Raw genomic sequence first — 21,979 nt, 5'->3', positions numbered from 1 at the left:
TCACCAAGTGCAGGTCTCCGTGGGAAGTTCTGGAGACATTGTGAGATTCACCGCCTCCGGGCTGCCGTCTGCGTGCCGCGAAGCTGAGGTTCGTCGGCCATAATGGCTCCTGTGTCGACCGCAACGGCTGCCCCCCACGCCCATCAGCACGTGAGCGTCAACCGACCGAACCCCGTCTCGGTCGGGACGATCGTGTGGCTGGCCAGCGAGCTCATGTTCTTCGCCGGCCTCTTCGCCATGTACTTCACGGTCCGCGCCGTGATGCCCGCCGACGAGTGGGCCCTCGAGGCGGACAAGCTCAACCTGACCTTCGCGGCGATCAACACGACCGTCCTGGTGCTGTCGTCGGTGACGTGCCAGATGGGCGTGTGGGCCGCCGAGCGCTTCCAGCCCGTCCGCACCGGCTCGATCTTCCAGGTGAACCGCTGGGGGATGAACGAGTGGATGACGCTGACGTTCCTCATGGGCGCGTTCTTCATCGGTGGTCAGATCTTCGAGTACGCCGAGCTCGTCGAGCACGGCGTGTCGATCTCCTCCACGCCCTACGGCTCCGTCTTCTACATCACGACCGGGTTCCACGGCCTTCACGTCGTCGGCGGCCTGATCGCCTTCCTGTTCCTTCTCGGCCGCTCGTTCTCGGCCAAGAACTTCGGGCACCACGAGGCCACGACGGCCATCGTGACGTCCTACTACTGGCACTTCGTCGACGTCGTGTGGATCGCGCTCTTCTTCGTGATCTACATCTTGCGCTGACGTCGCGCCCGGGGTCCGCCCCGGACCGCCCACCCGCCCCCTGCTCCCCCACCTGCGAGACGAGGATCATTTCGTGAAGGCACTCGCCGCCCGCAGACACCACCGCTTCGCGCCGGTCGTGCTGCTGCTGCTGGCGCTGCTGGTCACCGGTGGCGTCTACGCCGCCTTTGCCCCGACTTCGGCCAACGCCGAGACCGCCAGCACCGAGGACATCGAGACCGGCCAGAAGCTGTTCCAGGCCAACTGCGCCACGTGCCACGGGCCGAACGCCGAGGGCACGGCCACCGCGCCCTCGCTCGTCGGTGTCGGCGCCGCGTCGGTCGACTTCCAGGTGTCCACCGGCCGCATGCCCATGCAGATGGACGGTCCGCAGGCCATCCAGAAGCCGCGCCAGTTCGACGAGGAGCAGACGGCGCAGCTCGCCGCCTACGTCGCGTCGCTCGGCGCCGGCCCCGCGATCCCCACGGACGAGCAGGTCGACGCAGCACTGGGCGACCCGGCCAACGGTGCCGCGGTCTTCCGCACCAACTGCGCGATGTGCCACAACGCGATCGGTGCAGGCGGTGCCCTCTCCGAGGGCAAGTTCGCTCCCCCGCTGTGGGACACCTCGGAGCGCAACATCTACCAGGCGATGCTCACCGGCCCGCAGTCGATGCCGGTCTTCAACGACGCCACCGTGACGCCCGAGGAGAAGCGGGACGTCATCGCGTTCCTCGCCGAGCAGCGCGACGGTTCCGCCGGCGGCCTGTCGCTCGGGTCGCTCGGTCCGGTCAGCGAGGGCCTGTGGGCCTGGATCGTCGGAATGGGCCTCCTCATCGGGGCCGCAGTGTGGATCGGAGCGAAGTCCTCGTGAGCGACTACCAGAGCCCCCGCTCGTCCGAGTCCTCGCACCGCGAGGTCGGGCACCGCGAGGAGCACGGCACCCTCGACACGTTCCCGGACCCCGGTCTGCCGGAGCACAAGAGCCGCATGGCCGACCGCGACCCGAAGGCGTCGAAGCGCGCCGAGCGTCAGGTCGCCGCCCTCTTCGGGATCTCCGTCATCGGCACCATCGCGGCCCTCGTCGTCTACTTCGTGATCCCGCCGGACGGGACCACCGCGGGCGTCCGCCTCTCGACGGTGGCGCTCGGCGTCGCCATCGCGTTCGCCCTGCTCGGCATCGGCTTCGGCGCGGTGCACTGGGCCAAGGTCCTCATGTCCGACCACGAGAAGGTGGACGAGCGCCACCCCATCGCGAGCGACCCCGAGACGCGCACCGCCGCGCTCGCCGAGCTCGACGCGGGCGTCAAGGACTCGGGCATCGCCCGCCGCGGCGTCCTCAAGGGCGCGGTCATCTCCGCCCTCGCGCTCTTCCCGCTCACCATCGCGGTCCCGCTCGTCGGGAGCGTCGGCGGCGACTGGAACGTCTCCAAGTTCAAGCACACCCTCTGGCAGCGCGGCACGCGCCTCGCGATCGACCCCTCGGGCCGGCCCATCAAGGCCGCCGACGTCACCATCGGCTCGGTGGTCCACGTCATCCCCGAGGCCTCGCAGGAGGCGATGCAGTCCCACGAGTGGATCACGGAGAAGGCCAAGGCCGTCGTCCTCCTGGTCCGTCTCGACCCGCGCGACATCGTGTCCGAGCAGGCCCCCGCCGGGGAGAGCTGGTCGTACGACGGCATCGTCGCGTTCTCCAAGATCTGCACGCACGTCGGCTGCCCCGTCGCTCTCTACGAGCAGCAGACGCACCACCTGCTGTGCCCGTGCCACCAGTCGACGTTCGACGTGGCCGACAGCGCCAAGGTGGTCTTCGGCCCCGCGAAGCGGCCCCTGCCGCAGCTGCCGATCACCGTTGATGACGAGGGCTACCTGGTTGCGCAGAGCGACTTCCACGAGCCCATCGGCCCGAGCTTCTGGGAGCGTCTGAAGTGACCACCAGCACCGGAACCGCCGCACCTCGGGCGGCCGCACCGAAGTCAGCCGCGCCGACGACCCCCGCCGGGAAGGCCGCGGACTACCTCGACCAGCGCACCGGCATCGGTGTCGCCGTCAAGGAGTTCGCCCGCAAGGTCTTCCCCGACCACTGGTCGTTCCTCCTGGGCGAGATCGCGCTCTACTCGTTCGTCGTCCTGATCCTCACCGGCATCTTCCTGACGATGTTCTTCGTCCCGAGCATGTCCCTGGTGACCTACCACGGCGAGCCCGCCTCCATGGACGGCGTGCTCATGTCCGACGCGTTCGCGTCGACGCTGCACATGTCGTTCGAGGTCCGCGGCGGTCTGCTCATGCGGCAGATCCACCACTGGGCCGCGCTGATCTTCATGGCGTCGATCGTCACGCACATGATGCGCGTGTTCTTCACGGGCGCGTTCCGTAAGCCCCGCGAGGTCAACTGGCTCGTCGGCATGCTGCTCATGATCATGGGCCTCGCCGCCGGCTTCTCCGGCTACTCGCTGCCCGACGACGTCCTGTCGGGCAACGGCCTGCGCATCACCGACGGCGTCGTCAAGGCGATCCCGCTCATCGGCTCGTACATGTCGTACTTCATCTTCGGCGGCGAGTTCCCGGGCGAGCACATCATCCCGAGACTGTTCACGGTCCACATCCTCCTGGTGCCGGGCCTGATCCTCGCGCTCGTCGCGCTCCACCTGTTCTTCGTCGTGCTCCACAAGCACACGCAGTACCCGGGTGGCGGCCGCACGGACACCAACGTGGTCGGCTTCCCGCTGTTCCCCGTGTACGTCGCGAAGGCCGGCGGCTTCTTCTTCGTCGTGTTCGGCATCCTCGCCCTCATGGGCGGCACGATGGCGATCAACAACGTCTGGAACTACGGCCCCTACGACCCGTCACCGGTCTCCGCGGGAGCACAACCCGACTGGTACATGCTGTTCCTCGAGGGGTCCTTGCGACTCATGCCGGGGCAGACGGAGTTCGTGATCGGCGGGTACACGCTGTCGCTGAACGTCCTCATCCCCGCGGTCGTCGTGCCGGGCCTGCTGTTCACGTTCCTCTTCGTCTACCCGTTCCTCGAGTCCGCGGTGACGAAGGACAAGCGCGAGCACCACGTCCTCGACCGCCCGCGCAACGTGCCGGTTCGTACCGGCCTGGGCGTCGCGTTCCTCACGGCGTTCATCATCCTGGCGCTCGCCGGGTCGAACGACCTCATCGCGACGCACTTCCACATGTCGATCAACACGATCACCTGGGCCTTCCGGATCCTGATCTTCGTGGGCCCCTGGTTCGCGTTCTGGGTGACCAAGCGCATCTGCCTCGGGCTGCAGCGCAAGGACCGCGAGCTCGTGCTGCACGGCCACGAGACCGGGCGGATCGTCCGGTTCGCGCACGGCGAGTACATCGAGGTCCACCGCCCGCTCGACGAGCAGGAGCGCTGGCTGCGGGTCAACTACTCCGCCCACGCCCCGCTCGAGATCGAGCCGGCGACGGACTCCCGCGGCGTGCGTCGCAAGGGCTACAAGAAGGACAAGCGTCTCCAGCGCCTGTCGCGTTTCTTCTACGAGGACCGCATCGAGCCCGTGACGCCGGCCGAGCTCGCCGCCGCGCACTCGCACGGTGAGCACGACGCCCTCGAGAGCACGAGCCACGAGCAGATCGAGGCCGGGACCGCCCCCGTCGGCGGCGGTCGGGACCTCGTGGAGCCGGAGAAGGGCGCCGACGAGCGCTGACCTCCGGGTTCCTGCACAGTAGGACGATGACCCGCGACCAGCCCCCTCTTCCAGGTGGGCAGGTCGCGGGTCATCGTCGTCTCTGCCCCGGGGGCGCGACAGCGCCCGCGTGAGGCGGCAGGGACACCGTCAGTTCACTGCCCAGGGACCGTCGGACGACCTCCGGCGGTCCGTACCAGGAGGTACATCCGGATGCCCGCTTACACCCTGCCCGAGCTGTCCTACGACTACGGTGCGCTCGAGCCGCACATCTCCGGGCGGATCATGGAGCTGCACCACTCCAAGCACCACCAGGCCTACGTCACCGGCGCGAACACCGCCCTGGAGAAGCTCGCCGAGGCCCGCGAGTCCGGCGACTTCGCCGCGATCAACCTCCACGAGAAGAACCTCGCGTTCAACCTCGGCGGCCACGTCAACCACTCCGCCTTCTGGACCAACCTCTCCCCCGAGGGCGGCGGCGAGCCCACCGGCGAGATCGGCGCCGCGATCGACGAGCACTTCGGCTCCTTCGACGCCTTCAAGAAGCAGTTCGCCGCCGTCGCCGCCGGCGTCCAGGGCTCCGGCTGGGCCATCCTCGCCTGGGACTCCATCGGCCAGAAGCTCATCACCGTCCAGCTCTACGACCAGCAGGGCAACCTCACCCTCGGCCTGACCCCCATCGTCCTGCTCGACGTCTGGGAGCACGCCTACTACCTCGACTACCAGAACGTGCGCGCCGACTACGTCACCGCCTGGTGGAACCTCGTCAACTGGTCCGACGCCGAGGCCCGCCTCCAGCGCGCCAAGACCCAGACCGCCGGGCTCATCGTCCCCTGACGACCCCGCCGCACGACACCCGGTCGGCGAGCACGACCCCTGCTCCCCCACCACAACGAGGTTGGTCCCGCTATCCACCGGATAGCGGGACCAACCTCGTTCTCGGCGGCCGCCCAGGGCCACGACCCGGTCAGTCCGCGGTCGCCGACAGGTGGCGCGTCATGTCGCTGGGCGCAGAGCGTCACCGACGCCGTCCCAGGCCGTCACGATGCTCCGGCGCGCTCCAGCGGCTGCCCGACCCCGCCCACCACGCACCACGCACCACGCACCGTCCCGCGCTGAATGTCTGGACGAACATGCCCCAGCCACGCGGAGAGCGACCCGGTCCGTGCCCGGAGCGCCGTCGTGACGGCTTCCCACCTGCGCCCGGCGGGAGGCCACCCTGGCGCGAGGCCACCCCGGCACGGGCGCTCCCGCACCGGCGTAGTCGCTCCCGCCCTGCGTGGGCGCTCCCGCCCCGGCGTGGACGCTCCCGCCCCGGCGTGGACGCTCCCGCCCCGACGTGCACGCTGCCAGCCTGACTTGGGTGCTTCTGCGCCGCCCTGCGCGGCTCCAGCCCAGGCGTGGGTGCTCCTGCGCCGCCCTGCGCCGCTCCAGCCCCGGCGTGGGCACCAGCCCGGCGTAGAACGCCACCACGCTGCCGGAGCGCGCCACAAGGAACGGCTCCGGCACTCACACACACGTGCCTTCGACCCCATGGGCGCGCCCCACGACCCTCCGCAGACAGCAGGACGGCCCGACCCCCGCGAGGGGATCGGGCCGTCCGGAAGAGGTGCGTCAGTGCGCGTGCTGGCCGCGGGAGAACTCGAAGACCCAGCCGACGAGGGCGACCGCGCTCATCGCGATCCCCACGTAGACCAGCCACCAGCCGACCGCGAGGCCCAGGAAGACGATCGCAGCCGACGCCGCGATCGCGAGCGGCCACCAGCTCCACGGGGCGTACACGCCCTGGTCGCCGGCACCCTGCTCGATGAGGCCGTCCGGGTCGTCCTCGGGCCGCGCGTCGATCCGCTTGGCGGTGAGCGCCAGGTAGGCGCCGATCATGCCCGACAGACCTGCGGTCAGGAGGAGCGCGGCGCTGCCGACGGGCTCCCAGCCGCTCCAGAGCCCGTACACCACGCCGATGAGCGCGAAGAAGGGGGTCAGGAAGATGAACAGCTTGTACTCGACCTTCACTTGCCGGCCTCCTCGTCCGTGTCACCCGTGCGCGGCTCGTCGATGATGATCGTCGACGTCGAGTCGCTGCCTGCCTGCTTGTCGCCGAGGCGGTCGAGCGCGACGCTCTTCTCACCGCGGCGGTCGGCCTCCCCGTAGACCTTCTCCAGGACGTTGGGGTTCGGCTCCGCGTGGTCCATCGCCGCGACCTCGGGGTGGTGCAGGTCGAACGCGGGCGACTCGGAGCGGATGCGCGGCAGCGACGTGAAGTTGTGCCGCGGCGGCGGGCAGGACGTGGCCCACTCGAGCGAGCGGCCGTAGCCCCACGGGTCGTCGACCTGGACCTTGGGCGCGTTGCGCCAGGTCGTGTAGACGTTCCAGAGGAACGGCAGCGTCGACGCGGCGAGGATGAACGCCCCGACCGTCGAGACCTGGTTCTCCCACGTGAAGCCGTCGGACGGCGCGTAGTCCGCGTAGCGGCGCGGCATGCCTTCGACGCCCAGCCAGTGCTGGATGAGGAACGTCATGTGGAAGCCGATGAAGAGCAGCCAGAAGTGGACCTTGCCGAGGCGCTCGTTGAGCATGCGCCCGGTGAACTTGGGCCACCAGAAGTAGAAGCCGGCGAACATCGCGAACACCACGGTGCCGAACACGACGTAGTGGAAGTGCGCCACCACGAAGTACGAGTCGGACAGGTGGAAGTCGAGCGCCGGGCTGGACAGGATGACGCCCGTGAGACCGCCGAAGAGGAAGGTCACGAGGAACCCGATCGACCACAGCATCGGTGTCTCGAACGTCAGCTTCCCTCGCCAGAGGGTCCCGATCCAGTTGAAGAACTTCACGCCGGTCGGCACGGCGATGAGCATCGTCATGAAGGCGAAGAACGGCAGGAGGACCGCGCCGGTCACGTACATGTGGTGGGCCCACACGGTGACGGACAGCGCCGCGATCGCGATCGTCGCGTAGACGAGGCCCTTGTAGCCGAAGATCGGCTTGCGGGCGAAGACCGGGAAGATCTCGGACACGATGCCGAAGAACGGCAGCGCGATGATGTAGACCTCCGGGTGCCCGAAGAACCAGAACAGGTGCTGCCACAGGATGGCGCCCCCGTTCTCGGGGTTGAAGATCTGGGCGCCGAGGCGCCGGTCGGCACCGAGTGCGAAGAGCGCGGCGGCCAGGGGCGGGAACGCCATGAGCACGAGGAGGCTCGTGATGAGCGTGTTCCACGTGAAGATCGGCATGCGGAACATCGTCATGCCGGGCGCGCGCATCGTGATGATCGTCGTGATGAAGTTGACCGCACCGAGGATCGTGCCGAAGCCGGCGAGCGCGAGCCCGAACACCCAGAGGTCTCCCCCGAGCCCTGGACTGAACGTCGTGTTCGACAACGGCGCGTACGCGAACCAACCGAACGAGGCGGCGCCCTGCGGCGTGAAGAAGCCGGCCGAGGCGATGAGACCGCCGAAGAGGTAGAGCCAGTACGCGAACATGTTCAGTCGCGGGAACGCGACGTCCGGCGCACCGATCTGCAGCGGCATGATCACGTTCGCGAACCCGGCGAAGAGCGGGGTCGCGAACAGCAGCAGCATGATCGTGCCGTGCATCGTGAAGAGCTGGTTGTACTGCTCCTTGCTCTGCACGATCTGGATGCCGGGCTCGAAGAGCTCCGCACGGATCACGAGGGCCATGAGGCCGCCGATGCAGAAGAAGATGAACGACGTGATCAGGTACATGTACCCGATCGTCTTGTGGTCGGTGGACGTGACCCACTTGATCACGGTCCGCCCGAGGGTCTGACGCCGCGGCGCGAGACCGGGGATGACTTCGGCCTGCGCGACCATCAGTTCTCACCCTCCGTGGTAGCGGTGACAGGGTTCGGGTCCTGGAGACGGCTGAAGCCCTCCACCGGGATCTGACCCTCCTGGCCCTTCTCGCGGAGCGCCTCCATCTGCGCGTCGTACTCCGCGCGGTCGACGACCTCGACGTTGAACAGCATGCCGGAGTGGTGCTCGCCGCAGAGCTCGGCGCACTTGCCGGCGTAGACGCCCTCGCGCTCCGGGGTGACCACGAACTCGTTCGTCCGGTGCGGGATCATGTCGAGCTTGTAGAGGAACGCGGGGATCCAGAAGGAGTGGATGACGTCGCGCGACTGCAGCTCGAACCGCACCGACTCACCGACGGGCAGGTAGAGCGTCGGCAGCGCCGCCGCCGTGCCCGGGGCTCCGTCGATCGTCGCGTCGTCGGTCATGGTGTCGCCGACGTCCGCCAGGTGCTGGCCCGTCTCGTAGACGTCGTCGTCCACGTAGTTGAAGTCCCAGCTCCACTGCTTGCCGATGACCTGGACCGTGAGGTCGGACTCGACGTCCTTGTCCACGATCGCGCTCATGTCGCGGTCCGTGTAGAAGAAGAGGACGAGGACCATGAGGATCGGCACGGCCGTGTACATGATCTCGAGCGGCAGGTGGTAGCGCGTCTGCACGGGGAGCTGGTGGTCGTCCTTGCGCTTGCGGTACGCGGCGACGCACCACAGCATCAGGCCCCACGTGATCACGCCGACGATGAGGGCCGCGATCCAGGAGCCGGTCCACAGCGACGTGATCCGGGCGGTCTGGTTGGTCACCTCCCCGTCCTCGTAACCGGGCAGGAACCCGCGCTGGACGGTGTCGGTGGCGCAGCCGGACGCCACCGCGGCGACGGCGACGGCGAGGGCCGTCGCCCGCAGGATGGTGCGCCGTGTGCGGCTAGGGGGTTGCGAGTGCAAGGGGGGCCTTTCACGTCACGTCCTGCCCGTGCCCGTCTTTACGAGCCCAGCACAGGACCTTCGTCCTCGACACACGAAGCCTAGCGCGGGATTCCGCCCTTCGTGGCCCGGAACGCGCTGCGGACGGGCGAGATGCGGCACACGTCGTGGCCGGTCAGGGGTGGGTTCGCCACACCCGTCCCGAGTCTGTCAGATCCTTGCCACACCGTCGGCCCACCGAGCAGCACGGTAGCGTGCCGGTAGGACCTTCGGACTCCCGGAGGCACCTCGTCGCGGGGCGCGCGAGCGCAACGATCCGACGCCGTGCGCCGGACCCCGACCGGCGCCCCGCGCCCGCTCGGGCCGTCTCAGCCCGGCCGTCCTTCGCTCCACGACGGCCCCGCCCGCGCCCTGGAGGCCATGTGACACACACCACCCCCGATCGCCGAGTCCTGCTCGACAACGGGGGGCACGCCCCCTGGCACCCGCTCGCGCGCGAGGCCTTCGACCGCGCGCTCGACGACGGCTGGGCCGACCCCCGACGTCTGCACGCGGAGGGCAGGCGTGCCGAGGCCCTGCTCGACGGCGCCCGCGAGGCCGTCGCCGCCGCGCTCGGCGCGCGCACGGAGGAGGTCGTCTTCACCGCCAACCACACCGCGTCCCTCCACACGGCCGTCGCCGCGCTCGCCGGCGCGCGTCACCGCGCGGGGCGACGGGTCGTCGTCGGCGCCGTCGAGCGTGCCGCCGTCCTGCACGCCGCCGAGCACGGTGGCCTGGAGCGGGAAGTCGTCGGGGTGGACGGGTCCGGCCGCGTCGACGCCGCGGAGATGACCGACGCCGTCGGTCGCCCGGGCGTGGCGCTCGCCGCGCTCCAGGCCGCCAACGGCGAGGTGGGGACGCGTCAGCCGGTCGCGGCCGTGCACGAGGCGGCGCGGCGGGCGGGGGTCCCGCTGCTCGTGGACGCGGGGGCCGCGCTCGGGCACGACGTCGTCCCCGAGACCTGGGACGCGCTCGCCGCCGACCCGGCGGACTGGGGCGGCGGGCCCGGCATCGGTGTCCTCGCGGTGCGTTCCCGCGTCCGACGGCGCAGCCCGTTCCCGGAGGACGCGGACCCGTGGGCACCCGGCGGGGTGTCCGTCCCGGCGGCGTTCGCCGCGGCCGTGTCGCTGCAGGCGGTGCTGGCCGACCGGGACGCGCAGGACGCGCGGCGTCGGGCGCTCGTCGACCGCGTGCGGGCACGGGTCGCGCAGATCCCCGACGTCGAGGTGGTCGGCGACCCGGTCGACCGGCTCCCCCACGTCGCGACCTTCTCGTTCCTCTACGTGGACGGCGAGGCGCTGCTCACGGACCTGGACCGCGAGGGCGTCGCCGTCGGGTCCGGGTCGGCGTGCACGTCGAGCTCGCTCGAGCCCTCGCACGTCCTCGCGGCGATGGGCGTGCTCACGCACGGCAACGTGCGTGTCGCCCTGGACCGCTCGACGACGGAGGACGACGTCGAGCGGCTGCTCGCCGCCCTGCCGGACGCCGTCGCCCGCGTGCGCGCGGCGCTGGGGGTGCAGGGCCTGTGACCGGCGCTCCCCCGCCCGGGGCGTCGTCCGGCACGTCCGGCGACGCGGGCGCGGCCGGCGACGTGGTCGACGCGCGCGGGCTGCGCTGCCCGCTCCCCGTGATCCGGCTCGCCGCGGCGGCGCGCAACCTCGCACCGGGCGCCCGGCTCACCGTGTGGTCGACCGACCCGGCCGCGCGCCTCGACGTCCCCGCGTGGGCGCGGATGCGCGGGCACACGGTCGTGGGCGAGGAGCAGCTCCCCGGTCAGGGAGAGGCCGAGGCCTGGGCGATCACCGTCGAGATCGGCGGCTGACCCCGCCCGAGCTGGGCGGCCCGACCCGCGGACGACGCGAGCCCGGCCACCCGCGGACGGGTGACCGGGCTCGTGCGGTCCGGTGGCGTGCGCGCGGCACGCCGGACGGCTCAGCTGAAGGAGCCGCCGCAGGCGCAGGCGCTGCCCGCGTTGGGGTTGTCGATCGTGAAGCCCTGCTTCTCGATCGTGTCGGCGAAGTCGATCGTCGCACCCTCGAGGTACGGGACGCTCATCTTGTCGACCACGACCTCGACGCCGTCGTAGTCGCGCAGCGCGTCGCCGTCGAGCACGCGCTCGTCGAAGTAGAGCTGGTAGATCAGGCCGGAGCAGCCGCCGGGCTGCACCGCGACCCGCAGGCGCAGGTCGTCGCGACCCTCCTGCTCGAGGAGCGTGCGGACCTTGTCCGCGGCCTCGTCGGTCAGGTTGACGCCGTGCGTGGCAATGTCGGTGGTCTCGCTCATCTCGTCTCCGCGCTGTCGGGGGCAGTGCTGCCCCGGTGGTGGCCGGCTTCTCGGATCTCTCGAGAGAGATCCCGTCAGGTCCTCAACACCACACGTGCCGGTGGTGTTCCCGAGTCTACGACCCCGCGCGGGACTAGGGTCGAACGGGCCTCGCCGCACGGGGCGCGAGGGTGACGACGGAGGACCCATGGACCAGGCGGTGCACTTCGTGACGGTCGCGACGCGAGACCTCGGCGCGGCCCGACGCTTCTACGGCGCGCTCGGCTGGGAGCCTCGGCTCGACGTGCCGGGCGAGATCGTGTTCTACCGGTCCGCGGCCGGCCAGCTCCTCGGCTTCTTCGACGCGGCGAGCTTCGCGCGCGACGCCGGTTCGGTCGGGGCGCCGGCCGCGACCACGGGTGTGACCCTGTCGCACAACGTCGGGTCGCGCGACGCCGTCGTCGAGCTGGTGGACGCGATGGTCGCCGCGGGCGGGACCGTCCGCAAGGAGCCGCAGGAGGGTGAGTTCGGGGGCGTCTTCCACGCCCACGTCGCCGACCCGAACGACCTCGTGTGGGAGATCGCGCACAACCCCGCGTGGTCCGTGCGCGCGGACGGCGACGTGGAGCTCGGCTGACTCAGCCGCGCGACCACGTGCGCGCGACGCGCTCCACGAGGTCGCGCGGGTCGCCGTCGCCCCACGCGTACGCGCCGCTGAGCCCGGCGGCCGCCTGCTCGCGGCGGCCCGCGACGACCGCGCGCGCGACGACCACCACCGGGAGCGCGTGCCGCGCCGCCCGGCCGGCCACCTCGCGGACGGTCCCCTCGCCGAGCTCGTGCGCCCCGAGCTCGTCCGCGAGCACGACGACGACGTCCGCGGCCGCGAGCCGCGCGTCGAGCCCGACGTCGTCCGCCACGACCCGCAGCGCGGGGACGAGCCTGCCGCCCAGCGCCGCGACGGCGAAGCCCAGCCCTCCCCCGCTGCCCGCCCCCGGCAGCCCGGCGAGGCGGCGGCCTGCCGTCGCGCCCGCGAGCAGGTCGCGCCCGACGATCCCGTGCTCCCCCGGCCCGGCCGCGTCCGCGCGGTCGACGGCGGCGGCGACGTCGTGCGCGACCGCGCCGAGCGCGCGCTCGAGGTGCTGGGCCACCAGCGGGTCGACACCGCGCGCGTCGAGGGTCGCGCTCGCGCCGTGCAGACCGAGGAGCGGGACGTCGGACGCGACGGCCGCCACGAGGTGCGAGCCGCCCAGCGCGGCGCGCGCGGCGCGCACGACGTCGACCAGCCCGGCGGGCGTGACGTCCGGCGCGCCCCCGGACGCCGGCGGCTCGCCCGCGAGCGCGAGGAGCGCCCCGAGGCCCCCGTCGTGGCTCGTGCTGCCCCCGGTCGCGAGCACGACCCGGCCGGGATCCGTCCCCGCCCGAGCGGCGTCGACCGCGAGCGCGAGCAGGTGCCCGACGGCGGTCGACGAGCGGGCGGGCACCGTCGTCGGCGTCCCGTCGGCATCGACGACGACGGCCTCCCCGGTGGCCGGGACCTGGGACACGTCGACGACGACGGTCCGGGCCTGCGCGCCCTCGCGCGAGGAGGACGCGCGCCGTCGGACGGCGACCGGGACCTCCGCGCCGCCCGGGCCCGGCACGACGCCCGCGAGGACCTCGGGCGCGACGGGAGCGAGGGCGTCGAGGAGCGCGGGCCCCGACGCGGCGAGGGGCACGGTGTCCACGGCGCCGTGCGCGGACCACCACGAGGCGACGTCGGCGAGGCTCGGTCCGGCGGCAGTCGGCACGACGTCGCGGCCCGGCCACGCGCCGTCGGGCGGGGGCGGGACGGCGGACCCGGTGAGCAGCACGCGCATGCCCGGATTGTGCCAGCCCGGGCGCGGTCCGGCGGGTCGCGCCCGGCGCGCCGATCCGCGGTGGGAGGACCCTCTCCGTCTCCGCGTCGCTGTGCGACGATGGTCCCGTGAGCACCGGGAGCACCTTGTTGTCGTCCGTGGGCGGTCCGAGCACCGCACGCCCGGGCGGTTTCGTCGAGCCCAGCCCGTCGGCCCTGCTCCTGCTGGGGCAGGGCCGCGACCTCGCGTCCGAGCGGGGCGTCGAGTGCGTGGGCGACCTGCCCGCGCCGAGCGACCCCGACCTGGTCGAGCGCGCCCGCGCGGCGCGCGCCGCGCTGGGCGAGCGGGCGTTCGTCCTGGGCCACCACTACCAGCGCGACGAGGTCATCGACTTCGCCGACGTCACGGGCGACTCCTTCAAGCTCGCGCGCGAGGCGGCCGCCCGCCCCGAGGCGGAGTTCATCCTGTTCTGCGGCGTGCACTTCATGGCCGAGAGCGCGGACATCCTCACCTCCGACGCGCAGCAGGTCGTGCTGCCGGACCTCGCGGCGGGCTGCTCGATGGCGGACATGGCCGCCATCGACCAGGTCGAGGACGCGTGGGACGTGCTGCAGGAGGTCGGCATCGCCGACTCGACGATCCCCGTGACCTACATGAACTCCTCAGCCGCGATCAAGGCCTTCACGGGGCGCCACGGCGGCACGGTGTGCACGTCGTCGAACGCGGAGGTCGCGCTGCGCTGGGCGTTCGACCAGGTGGGCGGCGTGGACGGCACGGGCAAGGTCCTGTTCCTCCCCGACCAGCACCTGGGGCGCAACACCGCGGTGCTGAAGCTGGCGATGTCGCTCGACGACTGCGTCGTGTTCGACCCGCGCAAGCCGAACGGCGGCCTCACCGACGCCGAGCTGCGCGACGCGCGCATGATCCTGTGGCGCGGGCACTGCTCGGTCCACGGGCGGTTCTCGGCGAAGAACGTCGACGACGTCCGCGCGGCCGTCCCGGACGTCAACGTGCTCGTGCACCCCGAGTGCAAGCACGAGGTCGTCACGGCGGCGGACTTCGTCGGGTCGACGGAGTACATCATCAAGATGCTCGACGCCGCCGAGCCGGGCTCGGCATGGGCGATCGGGACCGAGCTCAACCTCGTGCGCCGCGTCGCGCGGGCGCACCCGGACAAGCAGGTGCACTACCTCGACTCGACGGTGTGCTTCTGCTCGACGATGAACCGGATCGACCTGCCGCACCTCGTGTGGGCGATGGAGTCGCTCGTCGCCGGTCGCGTGGTGAACCGGATCGTCGTGGACGCCGACGACGCGCACTGGGCGCGCGTCGCGCTCGACCAGATGCTCGCCCTGCCCGGCCTCTAGGCGCGCGGGCAGGAGCGGTCGAGGCCCTCGGGACGCGGGGGCGCGCGGAGGTGGCCATGGGAACGGGTAACGGGACGAACGTCGGGATCTTCGTCTTCGACGAGGCCGAGGAGCTCGACGTCGCCGGGCCGTTCGAGGTGCTGTCGGCATGGGCCGAGCACTCCGCGCTCAAGCCCCAGGTGTCGACGTTCTCGTGGGACGGCGGCGGCGTGCGGCTGGCGAAGGGCCTCCGGCTGCTCCCCGACCGCTCGGCGGACGACGTCGGCCCCCTCCACCTGCTCGTGTACCCCGGCGGTCGCGGGACGCGCCCGCTGCTCGCCGACCGCGTGCACCTCGAGTGGCTGCGCGCGATGCGGTCGCGCACCCCGGTGATCGCGAGCGTCTGCACGGGTTCGCTCGTCCTCGCTGCGGCGGGGCTCCTCGCGGGCCGGCCCGCGACGACGCACTGGGCGCACTACGACGAGCTCGCGCGGATCGACCCGAGCGTCGTGGTCGACACGGAGGCGCGCTACGTCGACGACGGCGACGTCGTCACGTCCGCCGGCGTGTCCGCGGGGATCGACATGGCGCTGCACCTCGTCGCGCGCCTGGAGAGCGCCGACGTCGCACGCGCCGTGCGGCGCGGGATCCAGTACGACCCCGACCCGCCGGTTTGAGCGGTCAGCCGGTCTGGGGTCAGCCGACCCGAGCGGTCAGCGGCGCGCGTAGCGGCCGGTGCGGTGCGCCCGGATGTCGAAGAGGACGGTGCAGAACGGCGGGACGGTCGCGGCGAGCGCGAGGAAGGTCGTCCAGAGCGACCAGCGGACGCGCACGGCGACGAGCACGGCGAGCGCGACGTACGCGAGCACGAGCGCCCCGTGGACGGGCCCGAAGATCTCCACGCCGCGCTCGGTCGTCCCCGCGACCCACTTGAGGTACATGCCGACGAGCAGGCCGGCCCAGGAGAACGCCTCGGCGATCGCGACCGCGCGGAACGCGCGGACCTGCCACGGGTGCGGGGCGGGCGACCCGGTGTCGGCGGTGGCGGTGGGGCGAGGGGCGGGGCTCGTCGTCGTCACGGCGCGCATCCTCGCACACCGACCTGGAGGGGCGTCCCCCGCCGTCGGTGCCGGATACCCGATACCGCTGGTGCGGGGTAGTAGCCTGCCCCGGTGACCCGCCAGATCCAGCTCCTCGTCGCCAGCACGATGCCGCGCAAGGCCGTGCCGGGCCGCGGCGTCCTCGAGCCGTCCGTCACCCGCATGCGCGTGCGCCCGGGCGACCTCGACTTCTACCTGCACGTGAACAACGGCGTGTACCTGCAGATGATGGACGTCGCGCGCAGCAACTTCATCGCCGACCTCGGCGGGTTCCCCCTGCTCAAGGACAAGGGCTGGTACCCCGTCGTCGCGGCGTCGACCATGAAGTACCGCCGCTCCCTGCAGCTCGGGGACCGCTTCGAGATCACGACGCGCGTGCTCGGGTGGGACGAGCGCGTCGTGTACCTCGAGCAGGTGTTCACGCGCCGCGGTGACCTCTGCGCGCGCGGGCTCGTCGCCGGGCGCTTCCTCGCGCGCGGGTCCGGCGACCGGATCGCCGCGCCCGACGTCGTCGGGCTCCTGGGCGGCGACGTCACCTCCCCCGAGCTCCCGGACGACGTCGCGCGGTGGGCCCGGGCGGTCGACGTCGCGCACCGTGCCTGACGCCTGACGCCGCACGGCGGCGCTCCCCGGCCGACCGGGGAGCGTCGCCGCGTGCGGTCCGGCGGGCGCGGGTCAGGCGACCGCGCCGCCGAGCCGGGCGAGCAGGAGCGCCTCGGCGAGCACGACCTTCTCCAGCTCGCCGAGGTGGACCGACTCGTTCGCGCCGTGCGCGCGCGAGTCCGGGTCCTCGACGCCCGTGACGAGGATCGCCGCGTCCGGGAAGACCTCGAGCAGGTCGGCGATGAACGGGATCGACCCGCCGATGCCGATGTCGACGGGGTCCGTGCCCCACGACGTCGCAAACGCCCACCGTGCGGCCCGCATCGCGTCGGAGTCGCCGGGGGCGAGGAACGGCTTGCCCTGCTCGCCGTCGCGCACGGTCACGCGCGCGCCGAACGGCGCGTGCGACTCGAGGTGCGTGCGCAGCGCCGCCATCGCGGCCGCCGGGTCCTGGCCGGGCGCGAGCCGCACCGAGAGCTTCGCGGTCGCGCGGGGCGTGAGGGTGTTCGACGCGTGCGCGACGCTCGGCGCGTCGAGCCCGATCACGGCGATCGCCGGCTTGGTCCACAGCCGCCCGGCGATGCTGCCCTCGCCCGCGAGGACCGTGCCGTCGAGGAGCGAGGAGTCGGCGCGGAAGTCGGCCTCGGCGTAGTCCACGGTCGGCTCGTCCGCGGTGGCGAGCCCGGGCACGGCGACGTTGCCCGCGTCGTCGTGCAGCGTCGTGATCAGCCGCGCGAGCAGCGTCACGGCGTCGAGCACGGGGCCGCCGAACATGCCCGAGTGCACCGCGTGGTCGAGCACCGCGACCTCGACCTCGCAGTCCACGAGCCCGCGCAGCGACGTCGTGAGCGCAGGCACGCCGATCTTCCAGTTCGAGGAGTCGGCGACGACGATGACGTCGGCCGCGAGCAGGTCGCGGTGCTGCGTGAGGAACGACAGGAACGTCGGCGAGCCGATCTCCTCCTCGCCCTCGACGAACACCGTCACCCCGACGGGGAGGTCGCCGATCTCCAGGAGGGCGCGCAGCGCGCCGAGGTGGGCCACGACGCCCGCCTTGTCGTCGGCCGCGCCGCGGCCGTAGAGACGGCCGTCGCGCTCGGTCGGCTCGAACGGGTCGGTCTCCCACGTGCCGGCGTCGCCCGGGGGCTGGACGTCGTGGTGCGCGTACAGCAGCACGGTCGGGGCGCCGTCGGGCGCCGGGCGGCGCGCGACGACGGCGGGCGCGCCCTCGGTGCCGTCCTCGGCCCGGGCGCGCAGCACCTGGACCTCGGGCAGTCCGGCGTCGCGCAGGAGCGCGGCCACGGCGTCGGCGCTGGCGGCGACGTGCGCCTGGTCGAACGCGGCGTTCGAGACGCTCGGCACGCGCACGAGCGACTCCAGGTCGGCGCGCAGCGCCGGGAAGAGCCGGGCGACGGTCTCGCGGAGCGTGGTCGCCAGGGCGGTGCCGGGCGCGGGGGCGGTGGGTTCGGGTGAGTTCGTCACGACCAGCACGGTACGACACCGTGCGGCCCCGGACCCGCGTCCAGGCACCCCGTCGGCTCGACTACCCTGGAGGGGTGTTCTCCCGCAACAAGGCCGCCGCGACCCCCGCCGCCCCCGACCCCGTCGAGGAGGCGGCCGAGATCGAGCGCGCCGGCAAGGGCCGCCCGACCCCCAAGCGCAAGGTCTCCGAGGCCGCGAACAAGCGTCCCCTCGTGCCGAACGACCGCCGCGCCGCCGCGAAGTCCGCGCGGGAGAAGCAGCGCGAGATGCGCGACCGTCAGTACCAGGCCATGCAGACCGGCGACGAGCGCTACCTGCCGCCGCGCGACAAGGGCCCGGTCAAGCGCTACGTGCGCGAGTACGTCGACGCCCGCTGGAACCTCGGCGAGTTCTTCCTGCCCGTCGCCCTCGTCTTCATCGTGTTCTCGTTCCTCACGGCGCGGAACCAGGAGCTCGCGTTCCTCACGGTCATGACGCTGTACGTCATCGTCCTGCTCACCGTCGTCGACGGCTTCATCATGTGGCGGCGCCTGCGCAAGCGCCTCCTCGCGAAGTTCGGCGACATCCCCAAGGGCACGGTCATGTACGCGGTCATGCGGGCGTTCCAGCTCCGCCGCGCGCGCCTGCCCAAGCCCACGCACAAGAAGCACGGCGTCTACCCCGAGTGACGACGGCGCCCGGCCCCGCGAGCGGCCGGGCCCGCGGCTAGGTTGGGTCCATGCCCACCTACCGCTACCTCGGCAACTCGGGTCTCAAGATCTCCGAGATCACCTACGGCAACTGGCTGACCCACGGCTCCCAGGTCGAGAACGACGTCGCGACCGCGTGCGTGCACGCAGCCCTCGACGCCGGCATCTCGACGTTCGACACCGCGGACGTCTACGCCAACACGAAGGCCGAGCAGGTGCTCGGCGACGCCCTCAAGGGCCAGCGGCGCGAGTCGCTCGAGATCTTCACGAAGGTCTACTGGCCGACCGGCCCCGGCGGCCCCAACGACACCGGCCTGTCGCGCAAGCACGTCATGGAGTCGATCAACGGCTCCCTGAAGCGGCTCGGCACCGACTACGTCGACCTCTACCAGGCGCACCGGTACGACACCGAGACGCCGCTCGAGGAGACGATGCAGGCGTTCGCCGACATCGTGCGCCAGGGCAAGGCCCTGTACATCGGCGTCTCCGAGTGGACGGCGGACCAGATCCGCGCGGGCCACGCGCTCGCGCAGGACCTCGGGTTCCAGCTCATCTCCTCCCAGCCGCAGTACTCCATGCTCTGGCGCGTCATCGAGGACGAGGTCGTGCCGACGTCGCGCGAGCTCGGGCTCTCGCAGATCGTCTGGTCGCCCATGGCGCAGGGCGTGCTGTCCGGCAAGTACCGCCCTGGCGAGCCGCTGCCGGCGGGGTCGCGTGCGACCGACGACAAGGGCGGCGCGCGCATGATCCAGCGCTTCCTCACCGACGACGTGCTCACGCGCGTGCAGAACCTCCGGCCCGTCGCGGACGAGCTGGGCCTGAGCATGGCGCAGCTCGCGATCGCGTGGGTGCTGCAGAACGACAATGTCGCCGCGGCGCTCGTCGGGGCGTCGCGCCCCGAACAGGTCGCGGAGAACGTCAAGGCGTCGGGCGTGACGATCCCGGCCGAGCTCATGACCCGCATCGACGAGATCCTCGGGGGCGCCGTCGAGCGCGACCCGGGCAAGACGGCGGAGAACGCCCCGCAGGGCCGCGTCGCCTGACGCACGCCACCGCACGCGACGACGGCCCCGGCAGCACGCCGGGGCCGTCGTCGTCTCCTCACCGGCCGGACGCGGGCATGCCTCCCTCGTCCGGCCGGGGGCCTGCGGTCGCGGGGACGGGCTCCCGTGACGCGGTCTCGATGTCCGACGCGGGCTCGCCGTCCGACGCCCCCTCGACGTCCGCCGCCGCCTCGGAGGCCGCGGCGGCGACGAGCCCGCGCGGCGCGAACCACCGCGCCGTGAGCTGGACGATCGGCCCGACGGCGAGCGCGTAGGCGACCGTCGCCCAGCCGAGCGTGCCGCCGAGCGCCCAGCCCAGCGTCACGACGACGACCTCGAGGAGGGTCCGCACGAGCCGCACCGACCAGCCCGTGCGCGCCACCAGGCCGGTCATGAGCCCGTCGCGCGGTCCCGGGCCGAGCCGCACGCCCAGGTAGGCCGCCGTCGCGAGGCCGTTGAGCACGATGCCCCCGACGGCCAGGGCCACGCTCGCGGCGACGCCCGGGTCGGGGACGAGGCGCGTGACGAGAGCGATGGCCGGGTCGATCGTCAGCGTGATGACGACGACGTTCGCGACCGTGCCGATCCCGGGCCGCTGCCGGAGCGGGATCCAGGCGAGCAGGGCCAGCACGCTGAGCGACCCGACGACGACGCCGAACGGCAGCCCCGTGCGGCGGACGACGCCCTGGTGCAGCACGTCCCACGGCATCCCGCCCTGGCCCGCGTGGATCAGCATCGCCATGGACAGCGCGTAGCCGAGCAGGCCGAGGAGGAGCTGGGCGGTGCGACGGGTGGGGCTCATGGGTGTCATCCTGACCGCCGAGTGGCATCGACATCCATAGCCAATCGCGAGAGAGTGGCCCCATGAGCCTCGCCCCGGCCGGGACGGTCGACGTCCACCGCCACCTGTCCCCCGCTGCCGCCGCCCGGCTGCTCGGCCGGTGGCACGCGGGCGGCCCCGCGTACACCGCCCTCGCCGACGCGCTGCGGGCCGCCGTCCTCGCGGGAACCCTCGCGCCCCACACGCGCCTGCCGTCCGAGCGCGACCTCGCCGTCGCGCTCGGCGTCTCGCGCACCACGACCGCCGCCGCGTACGGGCGGCTGCGCGAGCTCGGGTTCGCACGCTCGCGCACCGGCTCGGGGACCGTCGTCGTGCTTCCCCGCCCGAGCGCGCGCCGGCCCGCGGACCGCGCGGCCGGCGGCGACGCCCCGCCCGGGCCCGCGCCGCGCACCGCGCCGATCGACCTCGCCGACCTGTCGCAGGCGACCTCCGCCGCCCCGAGCGGCCTGCACGCCGCCTACTCGCGCGCGCTGGAGCGGCTGCCCGAGTACCTGTCCGGCGGCGGCTACGAGCCGTACGGCCTCGGCGTGCTCCGCGAGGCCCTCGCCGACCACCACACGCGCCGCGGCACGCCCACCACGCCCGACGAGGTGCTCGTCACCACGGGTGCCCAGCACGCCATCACCACGCTCGCCGACACCCTCCTCGGGGCGGGTGACCGCGCCGTCGTGCAGTCGCCCACGTACTACCACGCGATGGAGTCGCTGCGACGGGCGGGCGCGCGGCTGGTGCCCGTCCCCGTGGGCCGGGGCGACAGCGGGGCGCGGGGCGGCCACGACCACGACGCGCCGGGGTTCGACGTCGACCTGTTCGACTCGACGCTGCGCCAGGTCGCGCCGCGCCTCGTCTACCTCGTGCCCGACTTCCACAACCCGACCGCCTACACCCTCACGCCCGAGGAGCGGGCGGGCGTGCGCGACGCCGCGGCGCGCCACCGCGTGACCGTGGTCGGCGACGAGACGCTCACCGACCTCGACCTCGACGGCGACCCGGACGCCACCGGTCCGGTCGTGGAGCCGCTCGCGGGCGACGGCACCTCGCCGTACGTCGTCACGGTCGGCTCGGCGTCCAAGTCGTTCTGGGGCGGGCTGCGGGTCGGCTGGGTCCGCGCCCACCCGGACCTCGTCGCGCGTCTCGCGCGCACGCGCCAGTCGGCGGACATCGCCACCGCGGTGCTGGAGCAGCTCACCGTCGTCGAGCTGCTCGACGACGCCCCCGCGGTGCTCGCCGAGCGCCGTCGGAGGCTCCGCGCGCAGCGCGACCTCCTGTGCGGGCTGCTCGCCCGGGCGCTGCCGCAGTGGCGCGTGGACGTGCCCGAGGGCGGTCTCTCGCTGTGGGTCGACCTGGGCGCCCCGGTCGCGCAGGCCCTCGCCGCCGCCGCGGCGGCCGAGGGCGTGCTCGTCAACGCCGGCCCGACCTTCACGCCCGACGGCAGCGCGGCCGACCGGCTACGCCTGACGTTCTCCCGACCGCCCGAGCAGCTCGAGCACGCCGTGGCACGGCTCGCCGCCGCGTGGGCCCGGGTCGCGGGCTGACGGTACCCCCGGGACGACGGCGCGCGACAGGCTCGCGCGCCCGCGTCGCCCGCGTCGCCAGGGGCGGACCCGCCGGCC

At 72.7% G+C, this 21,979-nt stretch carries 22 protein-coding genes; 14 read left to right on the top strand and 8 right to left on the bottom strand.

The genetic code is table 11. The annotated features are described in order from the left end of the window. Positions 1–102 precede the first annotated feature (102 nt). From B8281_RS11380 to B8281_RS11360, 5 genes are all read left to right on the top strand, one after another. Positions 103–753 (top strand): heme-copper oxidase subunit III, encoded by a 651-nt coding sequence (locus B8281_RS11380; protein WP_021481150.1) that lies wholly within the window; start codon positions 103–105, stop codon positions 751–753. Between the two features lie 73 nt (positions 754–826). Then, a complete protein-coding gene (locus B8281_RS11375) occupies positions 827–1,606 on the top strand; it encodes a c-type cytochrome (protein ID WP_021481149.1) in 780 nt (259 codons plus the stop codon). After that, on the top strand, positions 1,603–2,664 hold the full coding sequence (locus tag B8281_RS11370) for a ubiquinol-cytochrome c reductase iron-sulfur subunit (protein ID WP_232322550.1): 1,062 nt from the start codon (positions 1,603–1,605) through the stop codon (positions 2,662–2,664). Before B8281_RS11375 ends, B8281_RS11370 begins: the two co-directional genes overlap by 4 nt. Further along, positions 2,661–4,415, top strand: coding sequence for a cytochrome bc complex cytochrome b subunit (locus B8281_RS11365; RefSeq protein ID WP_021481147.1), 1,755 nt, complete (start codon positions 2,661–2,663; stop codon positions 4,413–4,415). The genes B8281_RS11370 and B8281_RS11365 overlap by 4 nt, the downstream gene beginning before the upstream one ends. Before the next feature lie 192 nt (positions 4,416–4,607). Then, positions 4,608–5,231, top strand: coding sequence for a superoxide dismutase (locus B8281_RS11360; RefSeq protein WP_085387761.1), 624 nt, complete (start codon positions 4,608–4,610; stop codon positions 5,229–5,231). A 777-nt stretch (positions 5,232–6,008) separates the two neighbouring features. Here B8281_RS11360 and B8281_RS11355 read toward each other — a convergent pair. The 3 genes from B8281_RS11355 to coxB are packed head-to-tail and all read right to left on the bottom strand — an operon-like array spanning position 6,009 to position 9,147. After that, positions 6,009–6,407 carry a cytochrome c oxidase subunit 4 gene (locus B8281_RS11355; RefSeq protein ID WP_043658950.1) on the bottom strand — a complete coding sequence of 133 codons (399 nt, stop codon included), beginning with the start codon at positions 6,405–6,407 and terminating at the stop codon, positions 6,009–6,011. Continuing rightward, positions 6,404–8,227, bottom strand: a complete 1,824-nt coding sequence (ctaD, locus tag B8281_RS11350) for a cytochrome c oxidase subunit I (protein WP_021482036.1) — start codon at positions 8,225–8,227, stop codon at positions 6,404–6,406. Before ctaD ends, B8281_RS11355 begins: the two co-directional genes overlap by 4 nt. Next, positions 8,227–9,147 carry a cytochrome c oxidase subunit II gene (gene coxB, locus B8281_RS11345; RefSeq protein WP_021482035.1) on the bottom strand — a complete coding sequence of 307 codons (921 nt, stop codon included), beginning with the start codon at positions 9,145–9,147 and terminating at the stop codon, positions 8,227–8,229. The genes ctaD and coxB overlap by 1 nt, the downstream gene beginning before the upstream one ends. Positions 9,148–9,548: 401 nt before the next feature. On the opposite strand from coxB, the gene B8281_RS11340 reads away from it, so the two are divergent. Together B8281_RS11340 and B8281_RS11335 are read left to right on the top strand one after the other, a co-directional pair. Further along, a complete protein-coding gene (locus tag B8281_RS11340; RefSeq protein WP_085387760.1) occupies positions 9,549–10,694 on the top strand; it encodes a cysteine desulfurase family protein in 1,146 nt (381 codons plus the stop codon). Then, entirely contained in the window at positions 10,691–10,987 is a 297-nt protein-coding gene (locus tag B8281_RS11335; protein WP_085387759.1) for a sulfurtransferase TusA family protein, read from the top strand. Before B8281_RS11340 ends, B8281_RS11335 begins: the two co-directional genes overlap by 4 nt. 110 nt (positions 10,988–11,097) lie before the next feature. On the opposite strand, the gene erpA is transcribed toward B8281_RS11335, so the two are convergent. Next, a complete protein-coding gene (erpA, locus tag B8281_RS11330) occupies positions 11,098–11,448 on the bottom strand; it encodes an iron-sulfur cluster insertion protein ErpA (RefSeq protein ID WP_043658948.1) in 351 nt (116 codons plus the stop codon). A 187-nt stretch (positions 11,449–11,635) separates the two neighbouring features. Between erpA and B8281_RS11325 the strand changes: the two genes are divergently transcribed. Next, complete coding sequence (locus tag B8281_RS11325; protein ID WP_085387758.1) at positions 11,636–12,064, top strand: VOC family protein; 429 nt, start codon at positions 11,636–11,638, stop codon at positions 12,062–12,064. 1 nt (position 12,065) lies between these two features. Here B8281_RS11325 and B8281_RS11320 read toward each other — a convergent pair whose 3' ends face one another. Continuing rightward, on the bottom strand, positions 12,066–13,283 hold the full coding sequence (locus tag B8281_RS11320) for a glycerate kinase (RefSeq protein ID WP_085387757.1): 1,218 nt from the start codon (positions 13,281–13,283) through the stop codon (positions 12,066–12,068). A gap of 137 nt (positions 13,284–13,420) precedes the next feature. Here B8281_RS11320 and nadA point away from each other — a divergent pair, with 137 nt between their 5' ends. Continuing rightward, positions 13,421–14,629 (top strand): quinolinate synthase NadA, encoded by a 1,209-nt coding sequence (gene nadA, locus B8281_RS11315; RefSeq protein ID WP_043658512.1) that lies wholly within the window; start codon positions 13,421–13,423, stop codon positions 14,627–14,629. A gap of 56 nt (positions 14,630–14,685) precedes the next feature. Next, positions 14,686–15,285 (top strand): DJ-1/PfpI family protein, encoded by a 600-nt coding sequence (locus B8281_RS11310; RefSeq protein WP_043658510.1) that lies wholly within the window; start codon positions 14,686–14,688, stop codon positions 15,283–15,285. A gap of 36 nt (positions 15,286–15,321) precedes the next feature. Here B8281_RS11310 and B8281_RS11305 read toward each other — a convergent pair whose 3' ends face one another. Next, entirely contained in the window at positions 15,322–15,687 is a 366-nt protein-coding gene (locus B8281_RS11305) for a DUF3817 domain-containing protein (protein WP_232322549.1), read from the bottom strand. Between the two features lie 93 nt (positions 15,688–15,780). On the opposite strand from B8281_RS11305, the gene B8281_RS11300 reads away from it, so the two are divergent. Next, entirely contained in the window at positions 15,781–16,311 is a 531-nt protein-coding gene (locus B8281_RS11300) for a thioesterase family protein (protein ID WP_034652193.1), read from the top strand. 72 nt (positions 16,312–16,383) lie between these two features. On the opposite strand, the gene B8281_RS11295 is transcribed toward B8281_RS11300, so the two are convergent. Further along, a complete protein-coding gene (locus B8281_RS11295) occupies positions 16,384–17,793 on the bottom strand; it encodes a dipeptidase (RefSeq protein WP_085388729.1) in 1,410 nt (469 codons plus the stop codon). Between the two features lie 74 nt (positions 17,794–17,867). Here B8281_RS11295 and B8281_RS11290 point away from each other — a divergent pair, with 74 nt between their 5' ends. Then, entirely contained in the window at positions 17,868–18,461 is a 594-nt protein-coding gene (locus B8281_RS11290) for a DUF3043 domain-containing protein (RefSeq protein WP_043658508.1), read from the top strand. A gap of 50 nt (positions 18,462–18,511) precedes the next feature. Further along, on the top strand, positions 18,512–19,525 hold the full coding sequence (locus B8281_RS11285; RefSeq protein ID WP_085387756.1) for an aldo/keto reductase family protein: 1,014 nt from the start codon (positions 18,512–18,514) through the stop codon (positions 19,523–19,525). A 58-nt stretch (positions 19,526–19,583) separates the two neighbouring features. Here B8281_RS11285 and B8281_RS11280 read toward each other — a convergent pair whose 3' ends face one another. Beyond that, a complete protein-coding gene (locus B8281_RS11280; protein ID WP_085387755.1) occupies positions 19,584–20,327 on the bottom strand; it encodes a YitT family protein in 744 nt (247 codons plus the stop codon). Positions 20,328–20,389: 62 nt separating this feature from the next. Between B8281_RS11280 and B8281_RS11275 the strand changes: the two genes are divergently transcribed. After that, positions 20,390–21,901, top strand: a complete 1,512-nt coding sequence (locus tag B8281_RS11275) for a PLP-dependent aminotransferase family protein (RefSeq protein ID WP_085387754.1) — start codon at positions 20,390–20,392, stop codon at positions 21,899–21,901. Positions 21,902–21,979 lie beyond the last annotated feature (78 nt).

This window comes from Cellulosimicrobium sp. TH-20 (genome assembly GCF_002105775.1).
Lineage (GTDB): Bacteria > Actinomycetota > Actinomycetes > Actinomycetales > Cellulomonadaceae > Cellulosimicrobium > Cellulosimicrobium funkei.
Note: the sequence above shows the minus strand (reverse complement) of the source record. Positions and strands in the feature narration are given on the sequence as shown.

Excerpts from the sequence above, each read along its gene's own strand:
- B8281_RS11380 (WP_021481150.1), top strand. The coding sequence starts at position 103 with ATGGCTCCTGTGTCGACCGCAACGGCTGCCCCCCACGCCCATCAGCAC.
- B8281_RS11360 (WP_085387761.1), top strand. The coding sequence starts at position 4,608 with ATGCCCGCTTACACCCTGCCCGAGCTGTCCTACGACTACGGTGCGCTC.
- ctaD (WP_021482036.1), bottom strand. The coding sequence starts at position 8,227 with ATGGTCGCGCAGGCCGAAGTCATCCCCGGTCTCGCGCCGCGGCGTCAG.
- erpA (WP_043658948.1), bottom strand. The coding sequence starts at position 11,448 with ATGAGCGAGACCACCGACATTGCCACGCACGGCGTCAACCTGACCGAC.
- B8281_RS11325 (WP_085387758.1), top strand. The coding sequence starts at position 11,636 with ATGGACCAGGCGGTGCACTTCGTGACGGTCGCGACGCGAGACCTCGGC.
- B8281_RS11320 (WP_085387757.1), bottom strand. The coding sequence starts at position 13,283 with ATGCGCGTGCTGCTCACCGGGTCCGCCGTCCCGCCCCCGCCCGACGGC.
- B8281_RS11310 (WP_043658510.1), top strand. The coding sequence starts at position 14,686 with ATGGGAACGGGTAACGGGACGAACGTCGGGATCTTCGTCTTCGACGAG.
- B8281_RS11285 (WP_085387756.1), top strand. The coding sequence starts at position 18,512 with ATGCCCACCTACCGCTACCTCGGCAACTCGGGTCTCAAGATCTCCGAG.
- B8281_RS11280 (WP_085387755.1), bottom strand. The coding sequence starts at position 20,327 with ATGAGCCCCACCCGTCGCACCGCCCAGCTCCTCCTCGGCCTGCTCGGC.
- B8281_RS11275 (WP_085387754.1), top strand. The coding sequence starts at position 20,390 with ATGAGCCTCGCCCCGGCCGGGACGGTCGACGTCCACCGCCACCTGTCC.